We start from the raw sequence: 20,111 nt of genomic DNA on the forward strand, positions 1-20,111 counted from the left end.
GCCGCGCCCGGCCGTGCATGCCGCGCCCGACCGTGCATGCCGCGCCCGACCGTGCACGCCGTGCCCGACCGTGCACGCCGTGCCCGACCGTGGACGTCGGCCCGCCTGTGCACACCGAGCCGCCCGGGACGCCGCGCCCGACCGGCACGCCCGGGTACGCCGGGCCGACGTCCGAACCGCGTGCGCCGGGCGGAGCGGGACGCCGCACCCACCGGGCAGGACGGGCCGGGCGGCACGCCGGGCTCGGCCGCATGCGCCGGGCCGAGCGGGGGACGCTGTGTCCGACAGGGTGCGCCCGGACGGACCGGGAGTGTGCCGCGTCTACCGGTGGCGCTGTGCTGACCGTCGACACCGCGCCGACCGCCTTGGCCGTGCCGCCGAAACACGCCGCGTCCGCCCGCGCCCGCCGCGTCCGCCCGCGCACGCCGCGCCCACCCACCCGCGCACGCCGCGCCGACCCGCGCACGCCGCGTCCGACGGGGAACGCCGCGTCCGACGGGGAACGCCGCGTCCGACGGGGAACGCCGCGTCCGACGGGGAACGCCGCGTCCGACCGCATGCGCCGACGGAGCGGGGAGGCCGCACAACCCGGGGCACGCCGGGTCCGACCACATGCGGCGGGCCGAGGGGACGCCGTGCCCGACCGGGTGCGCCGGGTGGACTGGGGGACGTCGCGTCGATTGGGGACGCTGTGCTGACCGTCAACGCCGCGCCGACCGCGCCCGCCATGACGCTGAGACACGCCGTGTCCGACCGTGCACGCCGCGCCGAGCGGGGACGCCGTGCCCGACCAGTAGGCCGGGGTACGCCGGGTCGACGTCCGACCGCGCGCGCCGGAGGAGCGGGAGGCCGCCTTCACCGGACGCGCCGGGCGGCACGCCGGGCTCGGCCGCATGCGCCGGGCCGGGCGGGGGCGCGGTGCCCGACAGGGTGCGCCGGGCGGACTGGGGGGCGTCGCGTCGATTGGGGACGCGGTGCTGACCCGTCAACGCCGCGCCGGCCGCGCCCGCCTTGCCGCTCGGACCGGCTGACGTCCGACCGTGCACGCCGCGCCCGGCCGCGGACGTCAGCCCGCCTGTGCACACCGAGCCGCCCGGGCAGGCTGAGCCCAACCGGGTGCGGCGGGCGGACCAGTGCGCCGTGCCGAGCGGGACGCCGCGCCCGACCAGCACGTTCGGCACGCCGGGACGGCGGGTGATGCTGCGTCCGACTGCGCGGCGGGGCAAGGGGGACGCCGGGCCCGATACGGGACGCCGGGTCGACGGGACGCTGTGCTCACCGGGGGGCGCCGGGCCGAGCGTAGGTCGTGCTTGTTGGGCGCGCCAGGCCGTGCGGGCACGTCGGTCGGGTTCGACCGCGTGTGTCGGGCCGCCTGGGGGACGCCGCGTCCGGTTGCGCGCCAGGCCGAGGGGACCCCAGGCCTATCGGCATGCCGGGTTAGGGGGCTACGGCTTCGCCGGGGGTGCCGGGGTCTATGCGGCGGTCGGGGTTGCGGGCGTTCCAGGCGCGCATGCGGGGCGGGTAGCCGACGATCTGGACGTCGTAGATGGGCAGGCCGAGGTCGCGGGCCACCTTGCCGATGACCTTGGGGGAGCCGACGCGGCGGCGGGTCCACTCGCCGTCGTGCGCGATGGCGACGGCGGTGGTGTCGGTGGCGAAGGTCTCCGGTTCGACGAAGAACTCGACGCCGCGGCGGCTGCGGGCGAAGGCGATCAGCGCCTCGATGTCGGAGTCGGTCGCCTCGCGGTCGAGCCTGGTCACCGTGGACCCGCGGTTCTTGCGGATCCCGAATCGGTCCCGGAACCTCATGCCTGCCCCGTCGTCTGGTGCCGGCCCCCGGAACCGTTCCGGGGGTCAGTGGCGGTCTATGACGATAACGGCTGCGCGGCCTCCGCTGGTTCCCGACACAGCGGCGGCATCCCCGGCGAGCGCGGCGCGGCGTCCTAGACTGGCCGACCTTGGGGGATCGGCAGCTGGGGGGTTGATGGACGGGCCGATGCTGGTCCGGCGGGGGGCGGCCGGTGTGCTCGCGGCCGCGGTGTTCGGGGGGCTGAGCACGCTGGCCCCGGTCGACGAGCGGGTGCGGCTGACCGCGGCGCGGAGCGAGACTCCCGCGCCCGAGCCCAAGGCGCCGAGGCCCGAGCCGAAGCCGCCGCCGCCCGACTGCACCCGCGTGAAATGCCTGGCGCTGACTTTCGACGACGGGCCGGCGGAGAGCACCGGGGAACTGCTGGACATCCTGGCGTCCCGCAACGTCAAGGCGACGTTCTTCCTGATCGGAGAGAACGCCGCCAAGTACCCCGGGCTCGTACGGCGTGAACATGAGGCCGGGCACGAGGTCGCCGACCACAGCTACACGCACGCCGACCTCGGGAGGGCCTCCAAAAAGAAGATCATCTCCGAGTTGACGCGGACGCAGGAGGCGATCCGGCGCGCGTCCGGCGTCACGCCCGATCTGCTGCGGCCGCCGTACGGGTCGACGTCCGAACGGCTGACCAGGATCGCGCGGCGAATGGGAATGGCGCAGATCCTGTGGACGGTCGACCCGCTCGACTGGCGGCACCGCGACACCGAGGACATCGAGCGCCGGGTGCTGGAGTCGGTGAAGCCCGGCCACATCGTGCTGCTGCACGACATCCATTCGACGACCGTGCGCGCCGTCCCGGAGATCATCGACCGCCTCGCAGCGAAGGGCTACGTGTTCGTGACCGTCTCCGAACTGTTCGGCGGGAAACTGGCACCGGGGGAGGAGTACACGCAATCGAACTCAGGGGAGGGTCAGGGTCTTCCCTGATGCTGCGGGACGGCCGCGGCGCGGACCATGAGAGACATGGACAACAGCTACGCGGTGGGGGATCTGAGGGTCTCGGACGCCGAACGCGAACCGGTCATCGAGCGCCTTCAGGACGCGTACGCCGAGGGCCGGATCGACCACGAGGAATTCGACCTGCGCATGCACCTGGCGATGACGGCCAAGACGCGCAACGATCTGGGCGCGCTCACCCGCGACCTCGCCCCCGTGCCGAAGCAGGCGCGCAACCCCGTCGCGTGGGACGGTGAGCCGCCGACCGGTGAGGACCGCATGCTCGCTTCGGCGGCGCATGCCATCGCCGTCCCCACGCTGTTCGTCGGGCCGCTGGTGCTGATGCTGCTGAGCGGCAAGCGGTCGGAGTACGTCCGGCGGCAGGCGGCGGAGGCGGTGAACTTCCAGGTGACGCTCCTGCTCCTCACCATCGTCACGTTCGGCGTGGGCGGCATCGTCTACGCGGTGGCGTGGATCCTGTCGGCCATCGCGGCCGTCTACGCGTTGACCGGCAACACCTTCCGCTACCCGTGGATCCTCCGCCTGGTGAAGTGACTTGACCGGCGGGCCACCGCCCGGTGGGTGGTCTGTTCTGGCGGACGGTGGCGGCGGTGGGCGGGCGGTGTGTCGCTCATTGCGGCGAGGCGTCGTGTCGTTGGGCTCGCCGAGTGAGCTGGCGGGTGCGGTGCGGTGTTCGGCTGGCTCGCCTTCGGTGTCGGTGGTCCCTCGGCTGGTGAAGTGGCTGCTGGGCGAGTCGTCGCGGGGTGGGCGTTTGCCGGCCTTCGTGGTGATCAGTGCGTTGGCGCGCCTTCGGTCGTCCGCGGGTCCTTTGGCTGGTGAACGGACTGTGCGGTGAGTTGTCGCCTGGTGGGGGACGGGACGCGGGGTTTCCGGGGGCCGGGGCGGGTTTGTTGGTGTGGGGCTTGGGGGAGATGTTGACGTGGCCGCCTCGTTGCGGTTCTGTCGCCTCCAGGAGATGAAACGACGCCCATGTATGCGCCCGTGGTGTTATTCCCCTCTCGACCTGTGACTCCCGCAACGTCCGAATTATGTGGACCGTGCATAGGATGATCGATTAACTGTGTCCGGGAGGGTAGATGACGGAGCTTGCGGTCAAGGGTGATCACCAGCGGGCGGTCGAGGCGCTCAAGAGGTCCTACGAAGCGATCCCGGCGGGTACGCCGGTGCGGCTGGCGAAGCGGACCTCGAACCTGTTCCGGTGGCGCGACCCCTCGGACGCGCCCGGGCTGGACGTGTCCGGGTTCGACAAGGTGCTGAGCGTCGACGCGGCCGAGCGGACCGCGCAGGTCCAGGGCATGACGACGTACGAGGCCCTGGTCGACGCGACGCTCCCGCACGGGCTGATGCCGACGGTCGTCCCGCAGTTGAAGACGATCACGCTGGGCGGTGCGGTGACGGGGCTCGGCATCGAGTCGACGTCGTTCCGGGACGGGCTGCCGCACGAGGGCGTCCTGGAGATGGAAGTCCTGACGGGTGACGGCAGGATCGTCACCGCGACGAGGGACAACGAGCACGCGGACTTGTTCTACGGGTTCCCGAACTCCTACGGGACGCTCGGCTACACGCTGCGGCTGAAGATCGAGCTCCGGCCGGTCGGCCCGTACGTCCGGCTGCGGCATCTGCGGTTCCGGGACGCGGCGGAGCTGACGAGGGTGATGGGCGAGATCACCGAGTCCGGGAAGTTCGAGGGCGAGGCCGTCGACTTCCTGGACGGGACGGTGTTCGGCGCGGACGAGCAGTACATCACGCTGGGCTTCTTCGCGGACTCGGCGCCGTACACGTCCGACTACACCGGCCAGCAGATCTACTACCGCTCGATCCAGGAGCGGTCGGTCGACTTCCTGGCGATCCGCGACTACATCTGGCGCTGGGACACCGACTGGTTCTGGTGCTCGGGCGCGTTCGGCGTGCAGAACCCGGCCGTCCGGCGGCTGTGGCCCGACAAGTACAAGCGGTCGGACGTGTACCGCAAGCTCGTCGCCTACGACCGGCGGTACCACTTCGTCGCGCGGGCGGAGCGGTGGCGTGGGCTGCGGCCGCGCGAGGACGTCATCCAGGACATCGAGGTGCCGGTCGAGCGGCTGCCGGAGTTCCTGGAGTTCTTCCACGACAAGGTGGGCATGAGCCCGATCTGGTTGTGCCCGCTGCGCGCGAAGGAGCGGTGGCCGCTGTACCCGCTGGAAGTGGGCCGCACGTATGTGAACGTGGGTTTCTGGGGGACGGTCCGGCTCCCACCTGGGCAGATTCCCGAATACCACAACCGGCTCATCGAACGTAGGGTCGCGGCCCTTGACGGACACAAGTCTCTCTATTCGACTGCCTTCTATAGCAGGGACGAGTTCTGGCGGTACTACGACGGGGAGACCTACCGGCGGCTCAAGGGAAGCTACGACTCCGGCGGGCGGCTGCTGGATCTCTATGACAAGTGTGTGCGCGGGCGCTGACCATGCGTCCGCCGTTTCGGGGGAGTGCCCGACGGTGGCCGATCATCGCCGGCCCGGCCGGGCGGAGAGACAGGAGGGAACAAGATGACGCTGGCCAGGGTCTTCGAGCGGCTTGCCGGGGCTGAGGCGCCAGTGGAGTTCACGGCGTACGACGGATCGCGGGCGGGGGTGCCCGGGGCCGACATCCGGTTCGATGTCCGTTCGCCGTACGCGGTGTCGTACCTGCTGCACTCGCCGGGGGCGCTGGGCCTGGCCCGCGCCTACGTCACCGGCATGATCGACGTCAGCGGCGACATGATCACGGCGCTGACGACGATGCAGCAGGTGCTCGGCGACGTGACGGCGCGGGACAAGGCGCGGATCGTCCGTGGTGTGCTCGGCGACCCGCTGCTGCGTGCTGCGATCTCGCGCCGGCTGGACCCGCCTCGGCAGGAGGCGCCGTTCAGCCGCATCCCGTCATGGCTGCGGCACTCCAAGCGGCGGGACGCGAAGGCGATCTCCCATCACTACGACGTGTCGAACACCTTCTACGAGTGGGTGCTCGGCCCCTCCATGGCCTACACGTGCGCGTGCTACCCCCGAGAGGACGCGACGCTGGAGGAGGCGCAGTTCTTCAAGCACGACCTGGTGGCGAAGAAGATCGCGCTGAAGCCCGGGATGCGGCTGCTCGACGTCGGCTGCGGCTGGGGCGGCATGGTGATGCACGCCGCGCAGGAGTACGGCGTCAAGGCGCTCGGTGTGACGCTGTCGAAGCAGCAGGCCGAGTGGGCGCAGAAGGCCATCGCGGACCGCGGGCTGTCGGACCTTGCGGAGGTCCGGCACATGGACTACCGGGACGTGACGGAGACGGGCTTCGACGCGATCAGCTCCATCGGGCTCACCGAGCACATCGGCAAGGCGAACCTGCCGTCCTACTTCTCGTTCCTGTACGGGAAGCTGAAGAAGGGCGGCCGGATGCTGAACCACACCATCACCCGTCCGGACAACATCGCTCCGTCCCGCAAAGAGAACGGGTTCATCAACCGTTACGTGTTCCCGGACGGTGAACTGGAGGGCCCCGGCTACGTCCAGATGCAGATGAACGACGCCGGGTTCGAGATCCGCCACCAGGAGAACCTGCGCGAGCATTACGCGCGGACGCTCACCGGGTGGTGCGAGAACCTCGACGAGCACTGGGACGAGGCGGTCGCCGAGGTCGGCGAGGGCACGGCCCGCGTGTGGCGCGTCTACATGGCGGGCTGCGTGCTCGGCTTCAATCAGAACTGGATCGAGCTGCATCAGACGCTCGGCGTCAAGCTGCACGACGACGGCACGAGCAACATGCCGCTGCGTCCCGACTGGGGATCGTGACGGCGGAACCCTGGCTGCACTGAGGCGGCCCGGCCGGACACCCCGGCCGGGCCGCCTCTTCTGCGGCTCCGCTAGGGCCGGGCGTCGTCCCAGGCCGGGCTGCTGAGGAAGTAGGTGTCGTAGAGCTCCTGGACGTCCAGGAGGCTCTCCGGAGGCACCTTGCCGTAGGCGATGCGCTCCAGGTGGCGGAAGTATTCGAAGCGTTCGACGCCCGGGGTGATGACGATGAGGATGTCGGCGTCCTCGCCCGGTGCGGCGGCGAAGGCGTGCGGCAGGCCGGGCGGCACGACGACCAGGTCGCCGCGCTCGGCGGTCACGACCTGTTCGCCCGAGAGCAGCTGTGCGGCGCCGTCGAGCATGTAGAACAGCTCGGCGGAGCCGTCGTGGCGGTGTGGTCTGGCGCCGTCGGCGCCCCCTGCCAGGGTGACCCGCTGGGTCGACAGGGCGCCGCCGGTCGAGCTGCTGTCGGCCAGCAGCCGGATGGTGGTGGGGGCCCGGCCGATCACCTCGGCCTCGGCGGAGCGGACGACGACGGACTCGTCGAAGTCCGGTGCGATCGATGACATCGTGGTTCCTCCTGTGCCAGGACGTGCGATCGGTCGTGCGGAGCAATGCCCGCCGGTGCGGTGATCACGAGTGCACCACGCGGTGCGTGGACGGCGCATCCCCGGGCGGTGGGCGGCCGGCGTTCTATACGGCGAAGAGCAGGGCCGCGCTGACGAGCACGGTCACGGCGGTGGCGAAGTGGATGCCGAAGGCGACGGCCTTGGTGCCGCCGTGGCGCAGGACGATGACGGTGTCACCGAGCGGCGCGAGGGCGACGGCCAGCATGTACCAGCCCACGGCGCTTGCGTCCGCGAAGGCGATCAGGGTGAGGCCGAGGACGCCGAAGGTGATGTCGCGCACTCCCTTGATCTCCAGGTAGGCGGCGTCCCCGTCCTGCTTGGCGGGGACCCCGTAGCCGGCGGCCGCCGCGCGGGGTGCCCACAGGAACCGCGCACCGATGAAGACGATGAACAGGCCGAGGACGATGGCCAGGCCGTAGGCGGTGGGCGTCAGCATGATTCACTCCAACTTCTAGCAGTGCTAGGAACAGAATCGACGCTAGCATAGTGATGGCAGATTCGCTAGCAGTGCTAGACTCGATGCCATGTCGATCCAGGCGCGCCGGGAGCGCGAGCGGGCGGAGCGGGAGAAGCTGATCGTGACGGCCGCGCGGGAGCTGGCCGAGGCCGAAGGCTGGGACGCGGTGACCACGCGGCGCCTCGCCGCGGAGATCGAGTACAGCCAGCCCGTCCTCTACAGCCACTTCAAGGGCAAGGGCGCGATCATGGCGGCCGTGGCGGTCGAGGGGTGCGCCGAACTCGCCGTCGAGATGCGGAAGGCCCGCACCGCGGCCGCCGGCCCGGCCGAGGCCGTCGCCGACGTCGCCGCCGCGTACGCGGAGTTCGCCGAACGCTGGCCGGCCCTCTACGACGTGATGTTCACCCACGCCGTCGACCTGCCGTTCGCGAGCCCCGACGCACCCGCCGCTCTGCACGAGGCGTTCGGCGAACTGCGTGAGACCGTCCGCCCGATCGCGGGTGAGGACGAGATCGAAACGCTGGCCGAGACGTTCTGGAGCGGCCTGCACGGCCTCCTCACCCTCATGCGCAACGGCCGCCTCCGCCGCGAACAGCACGAGCACCGCCTCGCGATCCTGATCCGGCGCTTCTCGGCCTGACCCCCGGGCGCCTCAACCGCGGGTCAACATTCGGCCCACCCGTATATCGGGCCAGGCCGGACGGGGTACGGCTGATGAGGACCGTCGAGTTCGGGGGGCGCGAGGCGATGCACATCCGGTCCCCGGTGAAGCCGATGCTGGCCGCGACCATCGACCACATCCCCCCGCCGCAGGCGTGCCCGGGCGGCTGCCGGTACGAGCCGAAGTTCGACGGGTTCCGCGCGGTCGCGATCGTGGACGAGGGCGGCGCCGTCCTCCTGTCGTCGCGCCGCCGGACCCGCCTCAACGACGGGTTCCCCGAGATCGTGGCGGCGGTCGCGGAGCAGCTCGCGCCCGGCACGGTCGTCGACGGCGAGATCGTCCGCTGGGGGGACGACGGGCGCCTCGACTTCGGCGCGCTGCAACGCCGCCACGTCGCCGGACGCCGCCGCGCCGAGTTCGCGCGTGAGGAACCCTGCCACTACGTCGTGTTCGACGTCCTGGAATCGGACGGCGTGGACCTGCGGCCCCGTCCGCTGCGGGAACGCCGCGCCGTCCTGGAGGCCCTGCTCGGCGGAGCCCCGGCGTCCGCGCGGGTCATCGTCACCCCGCAGACGTCCGACCCCGAGGAGGCGCTGCTGTGGTTCGACGCCCTCGCCGTGCAGGGCGTCGAGGGCCTGGTCGTCAAGGACGCCGACGGCCCCTACCTGGAGGGGCGCCGCCGCTGGTGGAAGGTGAAGCGCCGCATCACCACCGAGGCGATCGTGGGCGGCGTGACGGGCACCAGGCAGGCCCCCGAGTCGCTGATCCTCGGCCGCTACGACGACGGCGGCCGCCTTCGCGTCGTCGCGCGGACCACCCCGCTCCCGCCCTCCGCCCGCGTGTCGCTCGGGGAGGTGCTGCGCAACGCCGGGGCCGATCACCCGTGGCCGGCCGAGCTGCCCGCCGGGTTCGCCGGCGGCCTGTACGGGGCGCATCCGCCGATCCGCTATGTCCGGACGGAGCCGGACGTCGTCGTGGAGATCAGCGCGGACGCGGCCGTCGAACGGGGCCGATGGCGGCACGCCGTCCGGTTCCTCCGGACACGGTCGGACCTGGCCCCGGGCGACGTCCCGATGTTCGGCGCCTGACGCAGGAACGCCCGCGCCTCCCCAGCCGGAGACGGCCCGCCGCGGGACGCGCCCCCGGCTTCCCGGCCTAGGCCAGCCAGTCGAGGATGTGGCCGTTGACCTCCTCCGGCCGGTCGAGCTGGAGGAAGTGGCCGGCGCCGGAGACGAGGCGGGTCCGCGACCCGGGCGGCAGGGCGGCCTGGACGGCGCCGAGGTCGCCGCCGGGCGCCACGACGTCGATGCCCAGGCAGCCGTCCTCGGCGCCGTGCAGGTACAGGACGGGCAGTTCGCCGACCGTGGTCGCCGCCTCCTGCTCGGCCGCGTAGCGCTTGACGAGCCGGGTGGGGTCGAGCATGGCGCGGTAGTACCCGATCGCCGCCGCGACATTGGCGGGGGTGGCCAGGCACTCCATGACATGGTCGACGTCCTCGGACCGGTCGCGGCCGTCGTCCGGGGACCAGTCGCGCCAGAGCCCCTCGACGAACGCGCGGCCCAGCGCGGCCTCGGCCAGCGGCGTCTGGAACACGAAGATGTAGAACGAGCGCTTGAGCTGCTCGTAGTCGAAGAACCCGGTCGCCATCACGGAGAGCGGCGGGACGGACATGGCGACGACCTTGCGCCAGCGCCCGGGGGCGGCGTTCGCGGCGCCGTAGGTGGCGAAGGCGCCCCAGTCGTGGCCGATGACGACGGCGTCGGATCCGCCGCCGAGGGCCTCGTGCAGGGCGATGGCGTCGGCGGCCAGGGCCCCGGTCTGGTAGGCGCCGTCCTCGGGGACCGGTGTGGGGGCGTAGCCGCGCATGAACGGCGCGACGGCGCGGTAGCCGGCGGCGGCGAGTTCCGGCATGAGATGCCGCCAGGTGTGGGCCGAGTCGGGGAAGCCGTGCAGGAGAAGTGCCAGGGGCCCGTCCTCGGGGCCCGCCGTCAGGTATCCGAAGTCCAGCCCGTTCGCGGTGACCGATCCGGTCGCGATGCCGCCCATGTCCGCCTCCTCGGTTCGCGGCGCACGCTACCGCGAGGTTCCGCCGAGGGAGGCAACTGGGGCCTTGCTTCTTCGGATATCGGTGTGTAGCTATGTATTTACAGCGAAATCCGTAGTCACTTAGCATCGACACAACTGGATCGATCGCATCAAGGGAACGTGATGATGGAGCCGGACGTGACCAGCCAGCAGAACGACGCGATGCAGAGGGCGGCGCGCGACCATCTGTGGATGCACTTCGCGCGCCACTCGGGGTCCCAGGGCGGCGGCGAGATTCCGGTGATCGTCCGCGGGGAGGGCCCCTACGTCTACGACTCGGCGGGCCGCCGCTACCTGGACGGGCTGTCCGGGCTGTTCGCCGTGCAGGCCGGTCACGGGCGCGAGGAACTGGCGCAGGCCGCCGCCAAGCAGGCCGCCGAGCTGGCGTTCTTCCCGCTGTGGTCGTACGCGCACCCGAAGGCGGTCGAGCTGGCCGAGCGGCTCGCCGGCCTCGCGCCGGACGGGCTCGGCCGCGTCTTCTTCACCACCGGCGGCGGCGACGCCGTGGAGAGCGCGTGGAAGCTCGCCAAGCACTACTTCAAGCTCACCGGCCGGCCCGCGAAGCACAAGGTGATCGGCCGCGCGGTCGCCTACCACGGCACCCCGCACGGTGCGCTGTCGATCACCGGGCTGCCCGGGCTGAAGGCCGCGTACGAGCCGCTGGTGCCGAGCGGTTTCCGCGTGCCGAACACCAACATCTACCGGGCCTCCGAGCACCGCGACGACCCCGAGGCGTTCGGGCGGTGGGCCGCCGACCGGATCGAGGAGGTCATCGAGTTCGAGGGCGCCGACACCGTCGCCGCCGTGTTCCTGGAGCCGGTGCAGAACGCGGGCGGGTGCTTCCCCCCGCCGCCCGGCTACTTCCAGCGCGTCCGGGAGATCTGCGACCGGCACGACGTCCTGCTGGTGTCGGACGAGGTGATCTGCGCGTTCGGCCGTCTCGGGACCATGTTCGGCGCCCAGCGGTTCGGCTACACGCCCGACATCATCACGTTCGCCAAAGGTGTGACGTCCGGGTACGCGCCGCTCGGCGGGATGCTGGTCGCCGACCGGCTGTTCGAGCCGTTCAGGCACGGGACGGAGATGTTCGCGCACGGCTACACGTTCGGCGGGCATCCGGTGTCGGCCGCCGTGGCGCTGGCCAACCTGGACCTGTTCGAGCGCGAGGACTTGACCGGGCACGTCCTGCGCAACCGGGACGCCTTCCGCGGCACGCTGGAGCGGCTCCGCGACCTGCCCATCGTCGGGGACGTCCGCGGCGACGGCTATTTCTACGGCATCGAGCTGGTGAAGGACCGCGACACCCGGGAGACGTTCGACGACGAGGAGTCGGAGCGGCTGCTGCGCGGCTTCCTCGACAAGGCGCTGTACGAGGCGGGCCTGTACTGCCGCGCCGACGACCGCGGCGACCCCGTCGTCCAGCTGGCGCCGCCGCTGATCTGCGGCCAGGGCCACTTCGACGAGATCGAGCAGATCCTGCGCTCGGTGCTCACGGAGGCGTGGGCCCGGCTCTGATCCGCCCCCGCCGTGCGGGGGACGGCTAGTGTGAGTGGCGTCACTCGGCCGATCAGTGTGCACTTGCGGCTTTACTTTGAGAGGCTGCCTGTAAACCGAATCGGGTTCGGAAAGCGACGAGGTGGTGGGCAGCGTGCTCAAGGTCGAGGACATCAACCTGACCGACTGGGATTTCTGGCGTCAGCCGCACGAGTACCGGCACGAGGCGTTCAAGGCCCTGCGCTGGCATCCCGAGCTGGTTCACTTCGAGGAACCCGACATCGTCATCATGCCGCAGGGGCCCGGCTACTACGCGCTCACCAGGCACGCCGACATCATCGAGGCGTCCCGGCGGCCGCAGGACTTCTGCTCCGGCAGGGGCGCCATCAGCATCCCGGACATGCCCGGCGACATGCACGAGTTCTTCGGCTCGATGATCAGCATGGACGACCCCCGGCACGCCAAGATCAGGCGGATCGTGTCCCGGGCGTTCTCCCCGCGCATGATCCAGCGGTTCGAGGACCAGGTCGAAAGCGTCGCCGAGCAGATCGTCGAGAACGTCGCGGCGGGCCGCGGCTCGGGCGACTTCGTCTCCGACGTCGCCGCCCGGCTGCCCCTGAAGATCATCTGCGACATGATGGGCATCGCCGAGGAGCACTACCAGACCGTCCTCGACGCCACGAACGTCATCCTCGCGGGCAACGACCCCGAGTTCGTCCCGTCCAATGACGCCGAGCAGATGGCGATGGCGCTGCTCGGCGCCGGCGAGACGCTCAAGAACCTGGTCGAGGACCTCGGCCGGCAGCGCCGCGAGAACCCGACCGACGACCTCACCTCGGCGCTGGTGAACGCCAACATCGACGGTGAGTCGCTGACCGACCAGGAACTCGGCTCGTTCTTCATCCTGCTGGTCGTCGCCGGCAACGAGACCACCCGCAACGCGATCGCGCACGGCCTCGACCTGTTCACCCGCAATCCCGACCAGCGGGCACTGCTCACCGAGGACTTCGACGCCCGCATGCCCGGGGCCATCGAGGAGATCGTCCGGTACGTGTCGCCGGTCATCTGGATGCGCCGCACCGCGACGTGCGACACCACGCTGAACGACCACCAGATCAAAGAGGGCGACAAGCTCGTCATGTACTACTGGTCGGCCAACCGCGACGAGTCGGTGTTCACCGACCCGGACAAGTTCGACATCATGCGCGACCCCAACCCGCACGTCGGGTTCGGCGGGCCCGGTCCGCACTTCTGCCTGGGCGCGCACCTGGCCAGGCGCGAGATCACCGTGATGTTCCGCGAACTGCTCCGCCGGGTGCCGGACATCCGCGCGTCCGGCGAGCCGGAGCGCCTGGAGTCCAACTTCATCAACGGAATCAAGCGCCTGCCCTACACGATCTGACCCACCGCGACCCGGGGCCTGCGCAAGGGGCGCCGGCCCGGTCGCCGAGCTCGCTCCGGAAGCGCTGATCCGCCGGCTCCGGGCACCCGGGTCCCGGCCTGTGCCGGGATCCCGGGGCCCTGAGCGTCTCAGCGCAGTTCGCGCTTGAGGATCTTGCCGGTGGCGGTCATCGGCAGTTCGTCGCGGAACTCGACGATCCGCGGGTACTTGTAGTTCGCGAACTGCTCCTTGCCCCACGCGACGAGGTCGTCCTCGGTGACGGTGGCGCCGGGCGTCCGGATCACGTACGCCTTGACCTCCTCGCCGTGCGACGGGTGCTCGACGCCCACGACCGCGGCCAGCGACACCTCCGGGTGGGTCATGAGGACCTCTTCGATCTCACGCGGGTACACGTTGTAGCCACCGCGGATGATCATGTCCTTGGAGCGGTCGATGATGTAGTAGTAGCCCTCCTCGTCGCGGCGGGCCACGTCACCGGTGCGGAACCAGCCGTCCTTCATCGAGTCCGCGGTCGCGTCGGGCCGCTTGTAGTAGCCCTTCATGATGTTGTGCCCGCGGATGGCGATCTCCCCGGGGCCCTCGCCCTCGACGTCCTTCCAGTCCTCGTCGATCAGCTTCATCTCGACGCCCCAGACGGGCAGGCCGATCGAGCCGGCCTTGGCCGGACGGTCCGGGCGGTTGAACGAGGCCACCGGCGACGTCTCCGACAGGCCGTAGCCCTCCAGGACGTCCACGTCGAACTTCTGCTTGATCCCCTTGAGGACCTCCATCGGCAGCGCCGAGCCGCCCGACACCGCGACCCGCAGGTTCTCCCGGATCGCCGCGATGTCCTCGTCGGACGTGTCGTCGGTCAGCAGCCCCCAGTACATCGTCGGGACGCCGGCGAAGATGTTCACCTTCTCCTTGACCATCAGCTCGATGGCCTGCTTGGCGTCGAACCGCGGCTGCAGGACGAGCGTCGCCCGCCGGTAGAGGCCGACGTTCATCACGCAGGTCTGCCCGAAGATGTGGAAAAGCGGCAGCGTCACCAGCGAGGTGTCGTGCAGGGTCCGGTAGAAGAGCGTGTCGTCCACCATCGCGTTCGCCAGCAGGTTGCTGTGCGTGAGCTCGGCGCCCTTCGGCTGGCCCGTCGTCCCGCTGGTGTAGATGATGACCGCGGTGTCGTTCGGCTCCGTCTGCACCGGGTCGAACGTGCTCGGCTGACCCGCAAGGGCCGCCCAGAACAGGTCGGCGCCCTCGATCGGCGACTCGGTCGCCGCCGGGTTCGCGGGCAGCAGGAAGAAGTGCTCGCATCCCGCGGCCTGCTCGAACCCGGCGTAGCCCATCTCGCCGAGGGGCAGCTCGGGCGTCCCCTCGAAGCAGAACAGCGCCTTGGCGTCGGAGTCCTCGAGGTGGTAGGTGATCTCCCGCGGTTTGAGCAGCACGTTCAGCGGGACGACCACCGCGCCCGCCTTGAGCACCCCGAAGTAGACCATCGGGAAGTACGGGAGGTTCGGGGTGGACAGCGCCACCTTGTCGCCCGGCCCGATGCCGCGCGACCGCAGCAGGTTCGCGACCTGGTTCGCGACCGAGTCGATGAACGAGTAGGAGAGCCGCAGGTCGCCGAATACGACCGCCTCGCGGTCGGGCGTCTCCCTGGCGGCGTCCTCCAGCAGCACGGACAGGTTGAGCATCTGTGGCACTCCTCGCGCGAAAGGTGACCGGTCGGTTAGTTACCGACGAGTGTATGAGCCGTTTCGCACATCCTCCTGCATCGGGATCGGCCCGCGCCATCCTTCGCGCCGCTTTGACGTGCGGTTTCCATGACGTGAATGGACCGCCCGGCCGGCGGATGCCCCACATGCCCGCCCCTGTCACCGTTACCATGTGCCGCTCCACCGAGAAAGGGTGCACCTCTTGATCATCTTTGGCTGGCGCGTGGTTTTCTTCACCCTGACCAGGGGAATCTTCCACTGCCCCGACTGCGGCGGCGACCGCGAATACCGGCGCCGGCAGGGGCGCAACTTCTTCACCCTGTTCTTCGTCCCGGTCATTCCCCTCACCAAGACCGGCGGTGAGTTCATCCAATGCGACACGTGCAAGGGCCGCTGGAACCCCGGCGTCCTCAACGTGCCGACCACCGCCCAGCTCGCCCAGATGCCCGCGATGCTCCTGCGGATGGCCATCGCCCAGGTCCTGCGTTCCGGCGACTACACCAACCCGTCCGCGCGCTCCCGCGCCGTCGCCGTCGTCCAGCAGGCGGGGGTGGCCGGATACGACGACGCCGCGCTGACCTCCGACCTCGGCCGCCCGTTCGACGAGGTCCGCGTCGAGATGTCCCGCGCCGCCTCGGCGCTCGCCCCCGAGGCGCGTGAGAGCATCCTGCGCGCCGCCGCCGAGATCGCGCTCACCGACGGGCGGCTCAGCGCCTCGGAGGAGGAGACCCTCGCCGCCGTCGGCGTCGACCTGGAACTCACCCGCGTCCAGGTGACCGGCGTCGTCTCCATGGCCCGCCAGGAGTCCGGCCATTAAGTCCCCGCGGGAGGGCTTGCGGTTGCGCTACTCTTGATGTATGTCAGCCAGGCTGCTCCTTATACGACCACGTTGACGAACTGACGTCAGCGTGGTGGCCCCTCCTGTGCGAGGGGCCATTTCATGTCGGCGGACGGCCTGGGGCCCTGCAATCAGCGAGCAAGAAACCGGAGTTGTAGGCGTGAGCAGCGACGAGCAGTACGATCCGCGGGCGATTCAGGACAAGTGGCAGGCCCGCTGGGCGCAGCTCGAACCGTTCACGGCCGACGAGAAGGACGAAGGCCGCGAGCGGCGCTACGCGCTGGACATGTTCCCCTACCCCAGCGGCGACCTGCACATGGGCCACGCGGAGGCGTTCGGCATCGGCGACGTCCCCGCCCGCTACTGGTTCCAGCGCGGCTTCAACGTCCTGCACCCCATCGGCTGGGACTCCTTCGGCCTGCCCGCCGAGAACGCCGCCATCAAACGCGACTCGCACCCCGCCGAGTGGACCTACGCCAACATCGAGACCCAGGCGTCCTCGTTCCGCCGCTACGCCGCGTCGTTCGACTGGTCGCGGCGCCTGCACACCTCCGACCCCGAGTACTACAAGTGGACGCAGTGGCTGTTCCTGCGCTTCTACGAGCGGGGCCTGGCCTACCGCAAGGGCGGCCACGTCAACTGGTGCCCCAAGGACCAGACCGTCCTGGCCAACGAGCAGGTCGTCGGCGGGCACTGCGAACGCTGCGGCACCCTGGTCGAAAAGCGCGTGCTGACCCAGTGGTACTTCAAGATCACCGAGTACGCGGACCGGCTGCTGGACGACATGGAGCAGCTGGAGGGCAAGTGGCCCGAGCGGGTCCTGCTGATGCAGCGCAACTGGATCGGCCGCTCCACCGGCGCCGACGTCGACTTCGTCATCGAGGGACGCGACGAGCCCGTCACCGTCTACACCACCCGCCCCGACACCCTGTTCGGCGCCACGTTCATGGTCGTCGCCGCCGACGCCCCGCTGGCCGAGGAGATCTGCGCCCCCGACCAGCGGGCCGCGTTCGAGGCCTACCGCGAGGAGGTCTCCCGCGAGAGCGAGATCGAGCGGCTGTCCACCGAACGCGAGAAGACCGGCGTGTTCCTGGGCCGCTACGCGGTCAACCCCGTCAACGGCGAGCGGCTGCCCGTCTGGGCGTCCGACTACGTCCTGGCCGAATACGGGCACGGCGCGATCATGGCCGTCCCGGCGCACGACCAGCGCGACCTGGACTTCGCCCTGAAGTTCGGCCTGCCCGTCCGCGTCGTGGTCGAGACCGGGCTGCCCGACCCGTCCGAGACAGGCGTCGCCACCCCCGGCGACGGCGCCATCGTCAACTCCGCGCCGATCGACGGGCTGACCAAGGCCGACGCCATCGCCCGCATCACCGAGATCCTGGCCGAGCGCGGCACCGGCCGCGCGTCGGTGAACTTCCGGCTGCGCGACTGGCTGGTGTCGCGGCAGCGGTTCTGGGGCTGCCCCATCCCGATCGTGCACTGCGACTCCTGCGGCGAGGTCCCCGTCCCGGACGACCAGCTGCCCGTGACGCTGCCCGAGGGCCTGCGCGGCGCCGACCTGGCCCCCAAGGGCACCTCGCCGCTGGCCGCCGCGTCCGACTGGGTCAACGTCGAATGCCCCAAGTGCGACGGCCCCGCCAAGCGCGACACCGACACCATGGACACGTTCGTCGACTCGTCCTGGTACTACTTCCGCTACTGCTCGCCCGGCTATGAGAGCGGCCCGTTCGACGTCGAGCAGGTCCGCAAGTGGATGCCCGTCGACCAGTACACCGGCGGCGTCGAGCACGCCATCCTGCACCTGCTGTACAGCCGGTTCTTCACCAAGGTCCTGTACGACATGGGCATGATCGACTTCACCGAGCCGTTCCGCCGGCTGCTGAACCAGGGCCAGGTGATCAACCAGGGCAAGGCGATGTCGAAGACCCTGGGCAACGGCGTCGACCTGGGCGAGCAGATCGGCGAGTTCGGCGTGGACGTCGTCCGGCTGGCCATCCTGTTCTCCGGCCCGCCCGAGGACGACATCGACTGGGCGGACGTGTCCCCGCACGGCATGTCCAAGTTCCTGTCCCGCGTCCACCGCATCGCCACCGAGGTCGCCTCCGACCCCGGCGCCGACGCCGCGTCCGGCGACACGGCCCTGCGCCGCGTCACCGCCCGCACCGTCGACGAGGCCACCACCCTGGTCGAGACGCAGCGGTTCAACGTCGCGATCGCCCGGATCATGGAACTGGTCACCGCGACCCGCAAGGCCATCGACTCCGGCCCCGGCGCCGCCGACCCGGCCGTCCGCGAGGCCGCCGAGACCATCGCGACGTTGCTGTCGCTGTTCGCCCCCTACACCGCCGACGAGGCCTGGGAGCTGCTGGGACGCACCGCCCCGGTCATCCGCGCGGGCTGGCCTTCCGCCGACCCCGCGCTGCTGGTGGCGGAGAAGGTCACCTGCGTCGTCCAGGTGGGCGGCAAGGTCCGCGACCGGCTGGAGGTCGCCCCGGGCATCGCCGACGAGGAACTGGAGCGGCTGGCCCTGGACTCCACCAAGGTCCGGGACGCCCTGGCGGGCGCCGAGATCGCGAAGATCATCGTCCGCGCCCCCAAGATCGTCAACATCGTCCCGAAGCGCTGACGCGCACGCGGAAGCGGCCGCCGAACACCACCGGCGGCCGCTTCCCTCTCACCAGGCTCCCCGCACGCGGCGCGCGGGGCGCCACTGCGCGGTGGTGATCACATCTTGCGGAGGACCGCCACGACGCGTCCCAGCACCGAGGCCTCGTCGCCGGGGATCGGCTCGTAGGCGGAGTTCTGCGGCATCAGCCAGATGTGGCCGTCGCGGCGCTTGAACGTCTTCACCGTCGCCTCGCCATCGATCATGGCGGCCACGATGTCGCCCTGCTCGGCCACCGGCTGCTGCCGGACGACCACCCAGTCGCCGTCCGCGATCGCGGCCTCGATCATCGAGTCACCGCTGACCTTCAGCAGGAAGTGGGTGCCCTCGCCGACGAGCTGCTTGGGGAGCGTGAAGACGTCCTCCACGGCCTCCTCGGCCAGGATCGGCCCACCGGCGGCGATCCGCCCCACCAGCGGCACGTACGCGGGCGCGGGCTGCGCGGAGGACGGCTGGCCCCCGGCCGCCTCGTAGGCCTCCGCGTCCGTCCGCACCGGCGTCGCCCCCGGCACCCGGACCTCGACCGCTCGCGGCCGGTTGGGGTCGCGGCGCAGGAAGCCCTTGCGCTGAAGCGCCCGGAGCTGGTGCGACACGCTGGAGGTGCTGGTCAGCCCCACGGCCTCCCCGATCTCGCGCATCGAGGGCGGGTATCCCCGGCGCTGCACCGAGTCGCGGATCACCTCCAGCACCATGCGCTGCCGCTGGGTCAGGCCCGTCTCGTCCATGGGCCCGTCGGGCAGCTCCCGGACCTTGCTCATCGCTCGTCGCCTCCCGGGCGCCTCGATCCGTCACTCCTTGTCATCGAACGCTATCGCGTCCCGGCCCGATGATCAAACAATTGTTCGAAGATGCGCTCGCTTTTTTCCGGCGTCCCCTGGTAGAACATCGTACAGGCGTTCGATCGAAAATGCATTCGACGTCGAGGAGGGGAGAGATGTCGGGTTCACCCCACAGTGACCGGGTCCCGATCCGCCTGACCCGCCGCGGCCGCACCGTGCTGGTCCTGTTCGCCGCCACCGTCGCACTCGTGGTCCTCTGGCTCACTGTCGGTCCCGGCGCCCTGGCCGGCGGGCGCGAGAGCCACCGGGGCCCGTCCACCACCGCCGAGAGCGTCGTCGTCGAACCCGGCGACACGCTTTGGGAGATCGCCTCCGACGCCGACCCGGGTACCGATCCCCGCCTCGTCGTCCAGCGCATCATCGACCTCAACGGCCTGGGCGGCGACCCCACCGTCCGGCCGGGCCAACAGATCCGCCTCCCCGCCCGCTGACTCGTCGGTGACCCCGTGTCGCGCCGCCCGGGCCGAGCGGGGCTCCAGGGCGGTCGACTCCGAAGCGCGTGCGGGGCCCGAGGGGCGGGCGGCCGGACCTCGGCTCCACGCCCTGCGGCGGGCGGCTCTGCCGGGACGGTGAGGGCGGGGGAGGGGAAGGCCGACGGGGGCTGACCAGCGCGTCTGTCGCCGCGGAGTGGGCCGCCGGAGACGGTCCGTGACGACACGCCCGGGACGAAATCCGGGAGGGCTCACGTGACCTGGGGGGACGCGCCGGATGTGACCTGAGAGGCAGTCG

Annotated in this window: 18 protein-coding genes; 11 read left to right on the forward strand and 7 right to left on the reverse strand. The window is 70.8% G+C overall.

All coding sequences use genetic code 11. The features are described 5' to 3' along the window. Positions 1–701: 701 nt before the first annotated feature. Both AB0C35_RS33685 and AB0C35_RS33690 read right to left on the reverse strand, forming a co-directional pair. On the reverse strand, positions 702–1,181 hold the full coding sequence (locus AB0C35_RS33685) for a hypothetical protein (RefSeq protein ID WP_358465042.1): 480 nt from the start codon (positions 1,179–1,181) through the stop codon (positions 702–704). 256 nt (positions 1,182–1,437) lie between these two features. Then, positions 1,438–1,809: a hypothetical protein gene (locus AB0C35_RS33690; RefSeq protein WP_358465045.1), complete on the reverse strand. Its 372-nt coding sequence runs from the start codon at positions 1,807–1,809 to the stop codon at positions 1,438–1,440. A gap of 175 nt (positions 1,810–1,984) precedes the next feature. Between AB0C35_RS33690 and AB0C35_RS33695 the strand changes: the two genes are divergently transcribed. The 4 genes from AB0C35_RS33695 (at position 1,985) to AB0C35_RS33710 (ending at position 6,618) form a co-directional block, all read left to right on the forward strand. Then, on the forward strand, positions 1,985–2,794 hold the full coding sequence (locus AB0C35_RS33695; protein ID WP_358465048.1) for a polysaccharide deacetylase family protein: 810 nt from the start codon (positions 1,985–1,987) through the stop codon (positions 2,792–2,794). A 36-nt stretch (positions 2,795–2,830) separates the two neighbouring features. After that, positions 2,831–3,358, forward strand: a complete 528-nt coding sequence (locus AB0C35_RS33700) for a DUF1707 and DUF4870 domain-containing protein (protein WP_358465051.1) — start codon at positions 2,831–2,833, stop codon at positions 3,356–3,358. A gap of 542 nt (positions 3,359–3,900) precedes the next feature. Then, complete coding sequence (locus AB0C35_RS33705; RefSeq protein WP_358465054.1) at positions 3,901–5,268, forward strand: FAD-binding oxidoreductase; 1,368 nt, start codon at positions 3,901–3,903, stop codon at positions 5,266–5,268. Positions 5,269–5,352: 84 nt separating this feature from the next. Beyond that, positions 5,353–6,618, forward strand: coding sequence for a class I SAM-dependent methyltransferase (locus tag AB0C35_RS33710; protein ID WP_358465057.1), 1,266 nt, complete (start codon positions 5,353–5,355; stop codon positions 6,616–6,618). A gap of 71 nt (positions 6,619–6,689) precedes the next feature. On the opposite strand, the gene AB0C35_RS33715 is transcribed toward AB0C35_RS33710, so the two are convergent. Both AB0C35_RS33715 and AB0C35_RS33720 read right to left on the reverse strand, forming a co-directional pair. Next, positions 6,690–7,184: a cupin domain-containing protein gene (locus tag AB0C35_RS33715; RefSeq protein WP_358465060.1), complete on the reverse strand. Its 495-nt coding sequence runs from the start codon at positions 7,182–7,184 to the stop codon at positions 6,690–6,692. A gap of 124 nt (positions 7,185–7,308) precedes the next feature. Then, on the reverse strand, positions 7,309–7,680 hold the full coding sequence (locus AB0C35_RS33720; RefSeq protein WP_358465063.1) for a DUF4267 domain-containing protein: 372 nt from the start codon (positions 7,678–7,680) through the stop codon (positions 7,309–7,311). An 88-nt stretch (positions 7,681–7,768) separates the two neighbouring features. Between AB0C35_RS33720 and AB0C35_RS33725 the strand changes: the two genes are divergently transcribed. Beyond that, positions 7,769–8,341: a TetR/AcrR family transcriptional regulator gene (locus AB0C35_RS33725; RefSeq protein WP_358465066.1), complete on the forward strand. Its 573-nt coding sequence runs from the start codon at positions 7,769–7,771 to the stop codon at positions 8,339–8,341. Between the two features lie 74 nt (positions 8,342–8,415). Beyond that, positions 8,416–9,450 carry an ATP-dependent DNA ligase gene (locus AB0C35_RS33730; RefSeq protein ID WP_358465068.1) on the forward strand — a complete coding sequence of 345 codons (1,035 nt, stop codon included), beginning with the start codon at positions 8,416–8,418 and terminating at the stop codon, positions 9,448–9,450. Positions 9,451–9,517: 67 nt separating this feature from the next. On the opposite strand, the gene AB0C35_RS33735 is transcribed toward AB0C35_RS33730, so the two are convergent. Continuing rightward, a complete protein-coding gene (locus AB0C35_RS33735) occupies positions 9,518–10,408 on the reverse strand; it encodes an alpha/beta hydrolase (protein ID WP_358465070.1) in 891 nt (296 codons plus the stop codon). A gap of 177 nt (positions 10,409–10,585) precedes the next feature. Here AB0C35_RS33735 and AB0C35_RS33740 point away from each other — a divergent pair, with 177 nt between their 5' ends. Then, entirely contained in the window at positions 10,586–11,962 is a 1,377-nt protein-coding gene (locus AB0C35_RS33740; RefSeq protein WP_358465072.1) for an aspartate aminotransferase family protein, read from the forward strand. A gap of 133 nt (positions 11,963–12,095) precedes the next feature. Further along, positions 12,096–13,343 (forward strand): cytochrome P450, encoded by a 1,248-nt coding sequence (locus AB0C35_RS33745; RefSeq protein WP_358465075.1) that lies wholly within the window; start codon positions 12,096–12,098, stop codon positions 13,341–13,343. Positions 13,344–13,471: 128 nt separating this feature from the next. Here the strand turns inward: AB0C35_RS33745 and AB0C35_RS33750 are convergent, their stop codons facing one another. Further along, positions 13,472–15,016, reverse strand: a complete 1,545-nt coding sequence (locus tag AB0C35_RS33750) for a long-chain fatty acid--CoA ligase (protein ID WP_358465078.1) — start codon at positions 15,014–15,016, stop codon at positions 13,472–13,474. A 244-nt stretch (positions 15,017–15,260) separates the two neighbouring features. On the opposite strand from AB0C35_RS33750, the gene AB0C35_RS33755 reads away from it, so the two are divergent. Together AB0C35_RS33755 and leuS are read left to right on the forward strand one after the other, a co-directional pair. Beyond that, the gene (locus AB0C35_RS33755; protein ID WP_358465080.1) at positions 15,261–15,854 is read left to right on the forward strand and encodes a hypothetical protein; all 594 of its coding nucleotides are present in this window, start codon (positions 15,261–15,263) and stop codon (positions 15,852–15,854) included. A 181-nt stretch (positions 15,855–16,035) separates the two neighbouring features. After that, on the forward strand, positions 16,036–18,504 hold the full coding sequence (gene leuS / locus AB0C35_RS33760; RefSeq protein ID WP_358465083.1) for a leucine--tRNA ligase: 2,469 nt from the start codon (positions 16,036–16,038) through the stop codon (positions 18,502–18,504). Positions 18,505–18,602: 98 nt separating this feature from the next. Here the strand turns inward: leuS and lexA are convergent, their stop codons facing one another. Further along, the gene (gene lexA, locus AB0C35_RS33765) at positions 18,603–19,301 is read right to left on the reverse strand and encodes a transcriptional repressor LexA (RefSeq protein ID WP_358465086.1); all 699 of its coding nucleotides are present in this window, start codon (positions 19,299–19,301) and stop codon (positions 18,603–18,605) included. Positions 19,302–19,477: 176 nt separating this feature from the next. Between lexA and AB0C35_RS33770 the strand changes: the two genes are divergently transcribed. Continuing rightward, entirely contained in the window at positions 19,478–19,813 is a 336-nt protein-coding gene (locus AB0C35_RS33770) for a LysM peptidoglycan-binding domain-containing protein (protein WP_358465089.1), read from the forward strand. The last annotated feature ends 298 nt before the right edge of the window (positions 19,814–20,111 follow it).

Origin of the sequence: Spirillospora sp. NPDC048819 (assembly GCF_040650055.1) — a bacterium.
Taxonomy (GTDB): Bacteria; Actinomycetota; Actinomycetes; order Streptosporangiales; family Streptosporangiaceae; genus Spirillospora.

Excerpts from the sequence above, each read along its gene's own strand:
- AB0C35_RS33735 (WP_358465070.1), bottom strand. The coding sequence starts at position 10,408 with ATGGGCGGCATCGCGACCGGATCGGTCACCGCGAACGGGCTGGACTTC.
- lexA (WP_358465086.1), bottom strand. The coding sequence starts at position 19,301 with ATGAGCAAGGTCCGGGAGCTGCCCGACGGGCCCATGGACGAGACGGGC.
- AB0C35_RS33750 (WP_358465078.1), bottom strand. The coding sequence starts at position 15,016 with ATGCTCAACCTGTCCGTGCTGCTGGAGGACGCCGCCAGGGAGACGCCC.
- AB0C35_RS33705 (WP_358465054.1), top strand. The coding sequence starts at position 3,901 with ATGACGGAGCTTGCGGTCAAGGGTGATCACCAGCGGGCGGTCGAGGCG.
- AB0C35_RS33710 (WP_358465057.1), top strand. The coding sequence starts at position 5,353 with ATGACGCTGGCCAGGGTCTTCGAGCGGCTTGCCGGGGCTGAGGCGCCA.
- AB0C35_RS33770 (WP_358465089.1), top strand. The coding sequence starts at position 19,478 with ATGTCGGGTTCACCCCACAGTGACCGGGTCCCGATCCGCCTGACCCGC.
- AB0C35_RS33700 (WP_358465051.1), top strand. The coding sequence starts at position 2,831 with ATGGACAACAGCTACGCGGTGGGGGATCTGAGGGTCTCGGACGCCGAA.
- AB0C35_RS33695 (WP_358465048.1), top strand. The coding sequence starts at position 1,985 with ATGGACGGGCCGATGCTGGTCCGGCGGGGGGCGGCCGGTGTGCTCGCG.
- AB0C35_RS33725 (WP_358465066.1), top strand. The coding sequence starts at position 7,769 with ATGTCGATCCAGGCGCGCCGGGAGCGCGAGCGGGCGGAGCGGGAGAAG.
- AB0C35_RS33715 (WP_358465060.1), bottom strand. The coding sequence starts at position 7,184 with ATGTCATCGATCGCACCGGACTTCGACGAGTCCGTCGTCGTCCGCTCC.
- AB0C35_RS33720 (WP_358465063.1), bottom strand. The coding sequence starts at position 7,680 with ATGCTGACGCCCACCGCCTACGGCCTGGCCATCGTCCTCGGCCTGTTC.
- AB0C35_RS33730 (WP_358465068.1), top strand. The coding sequence starts at position 8,416 with ATGAGGACCGTCGAGTTCGGGGGGCGCGAGGCGATGCACATCCGGTCC.
- AB0C35_RS33690 (WP_358465045.1), bottom strand. The coding sequence starts at position 1,809 with ATGAGGTTCCGGGACCGATTCGGGATCCGCAAGAACCGCGGGTCCACG.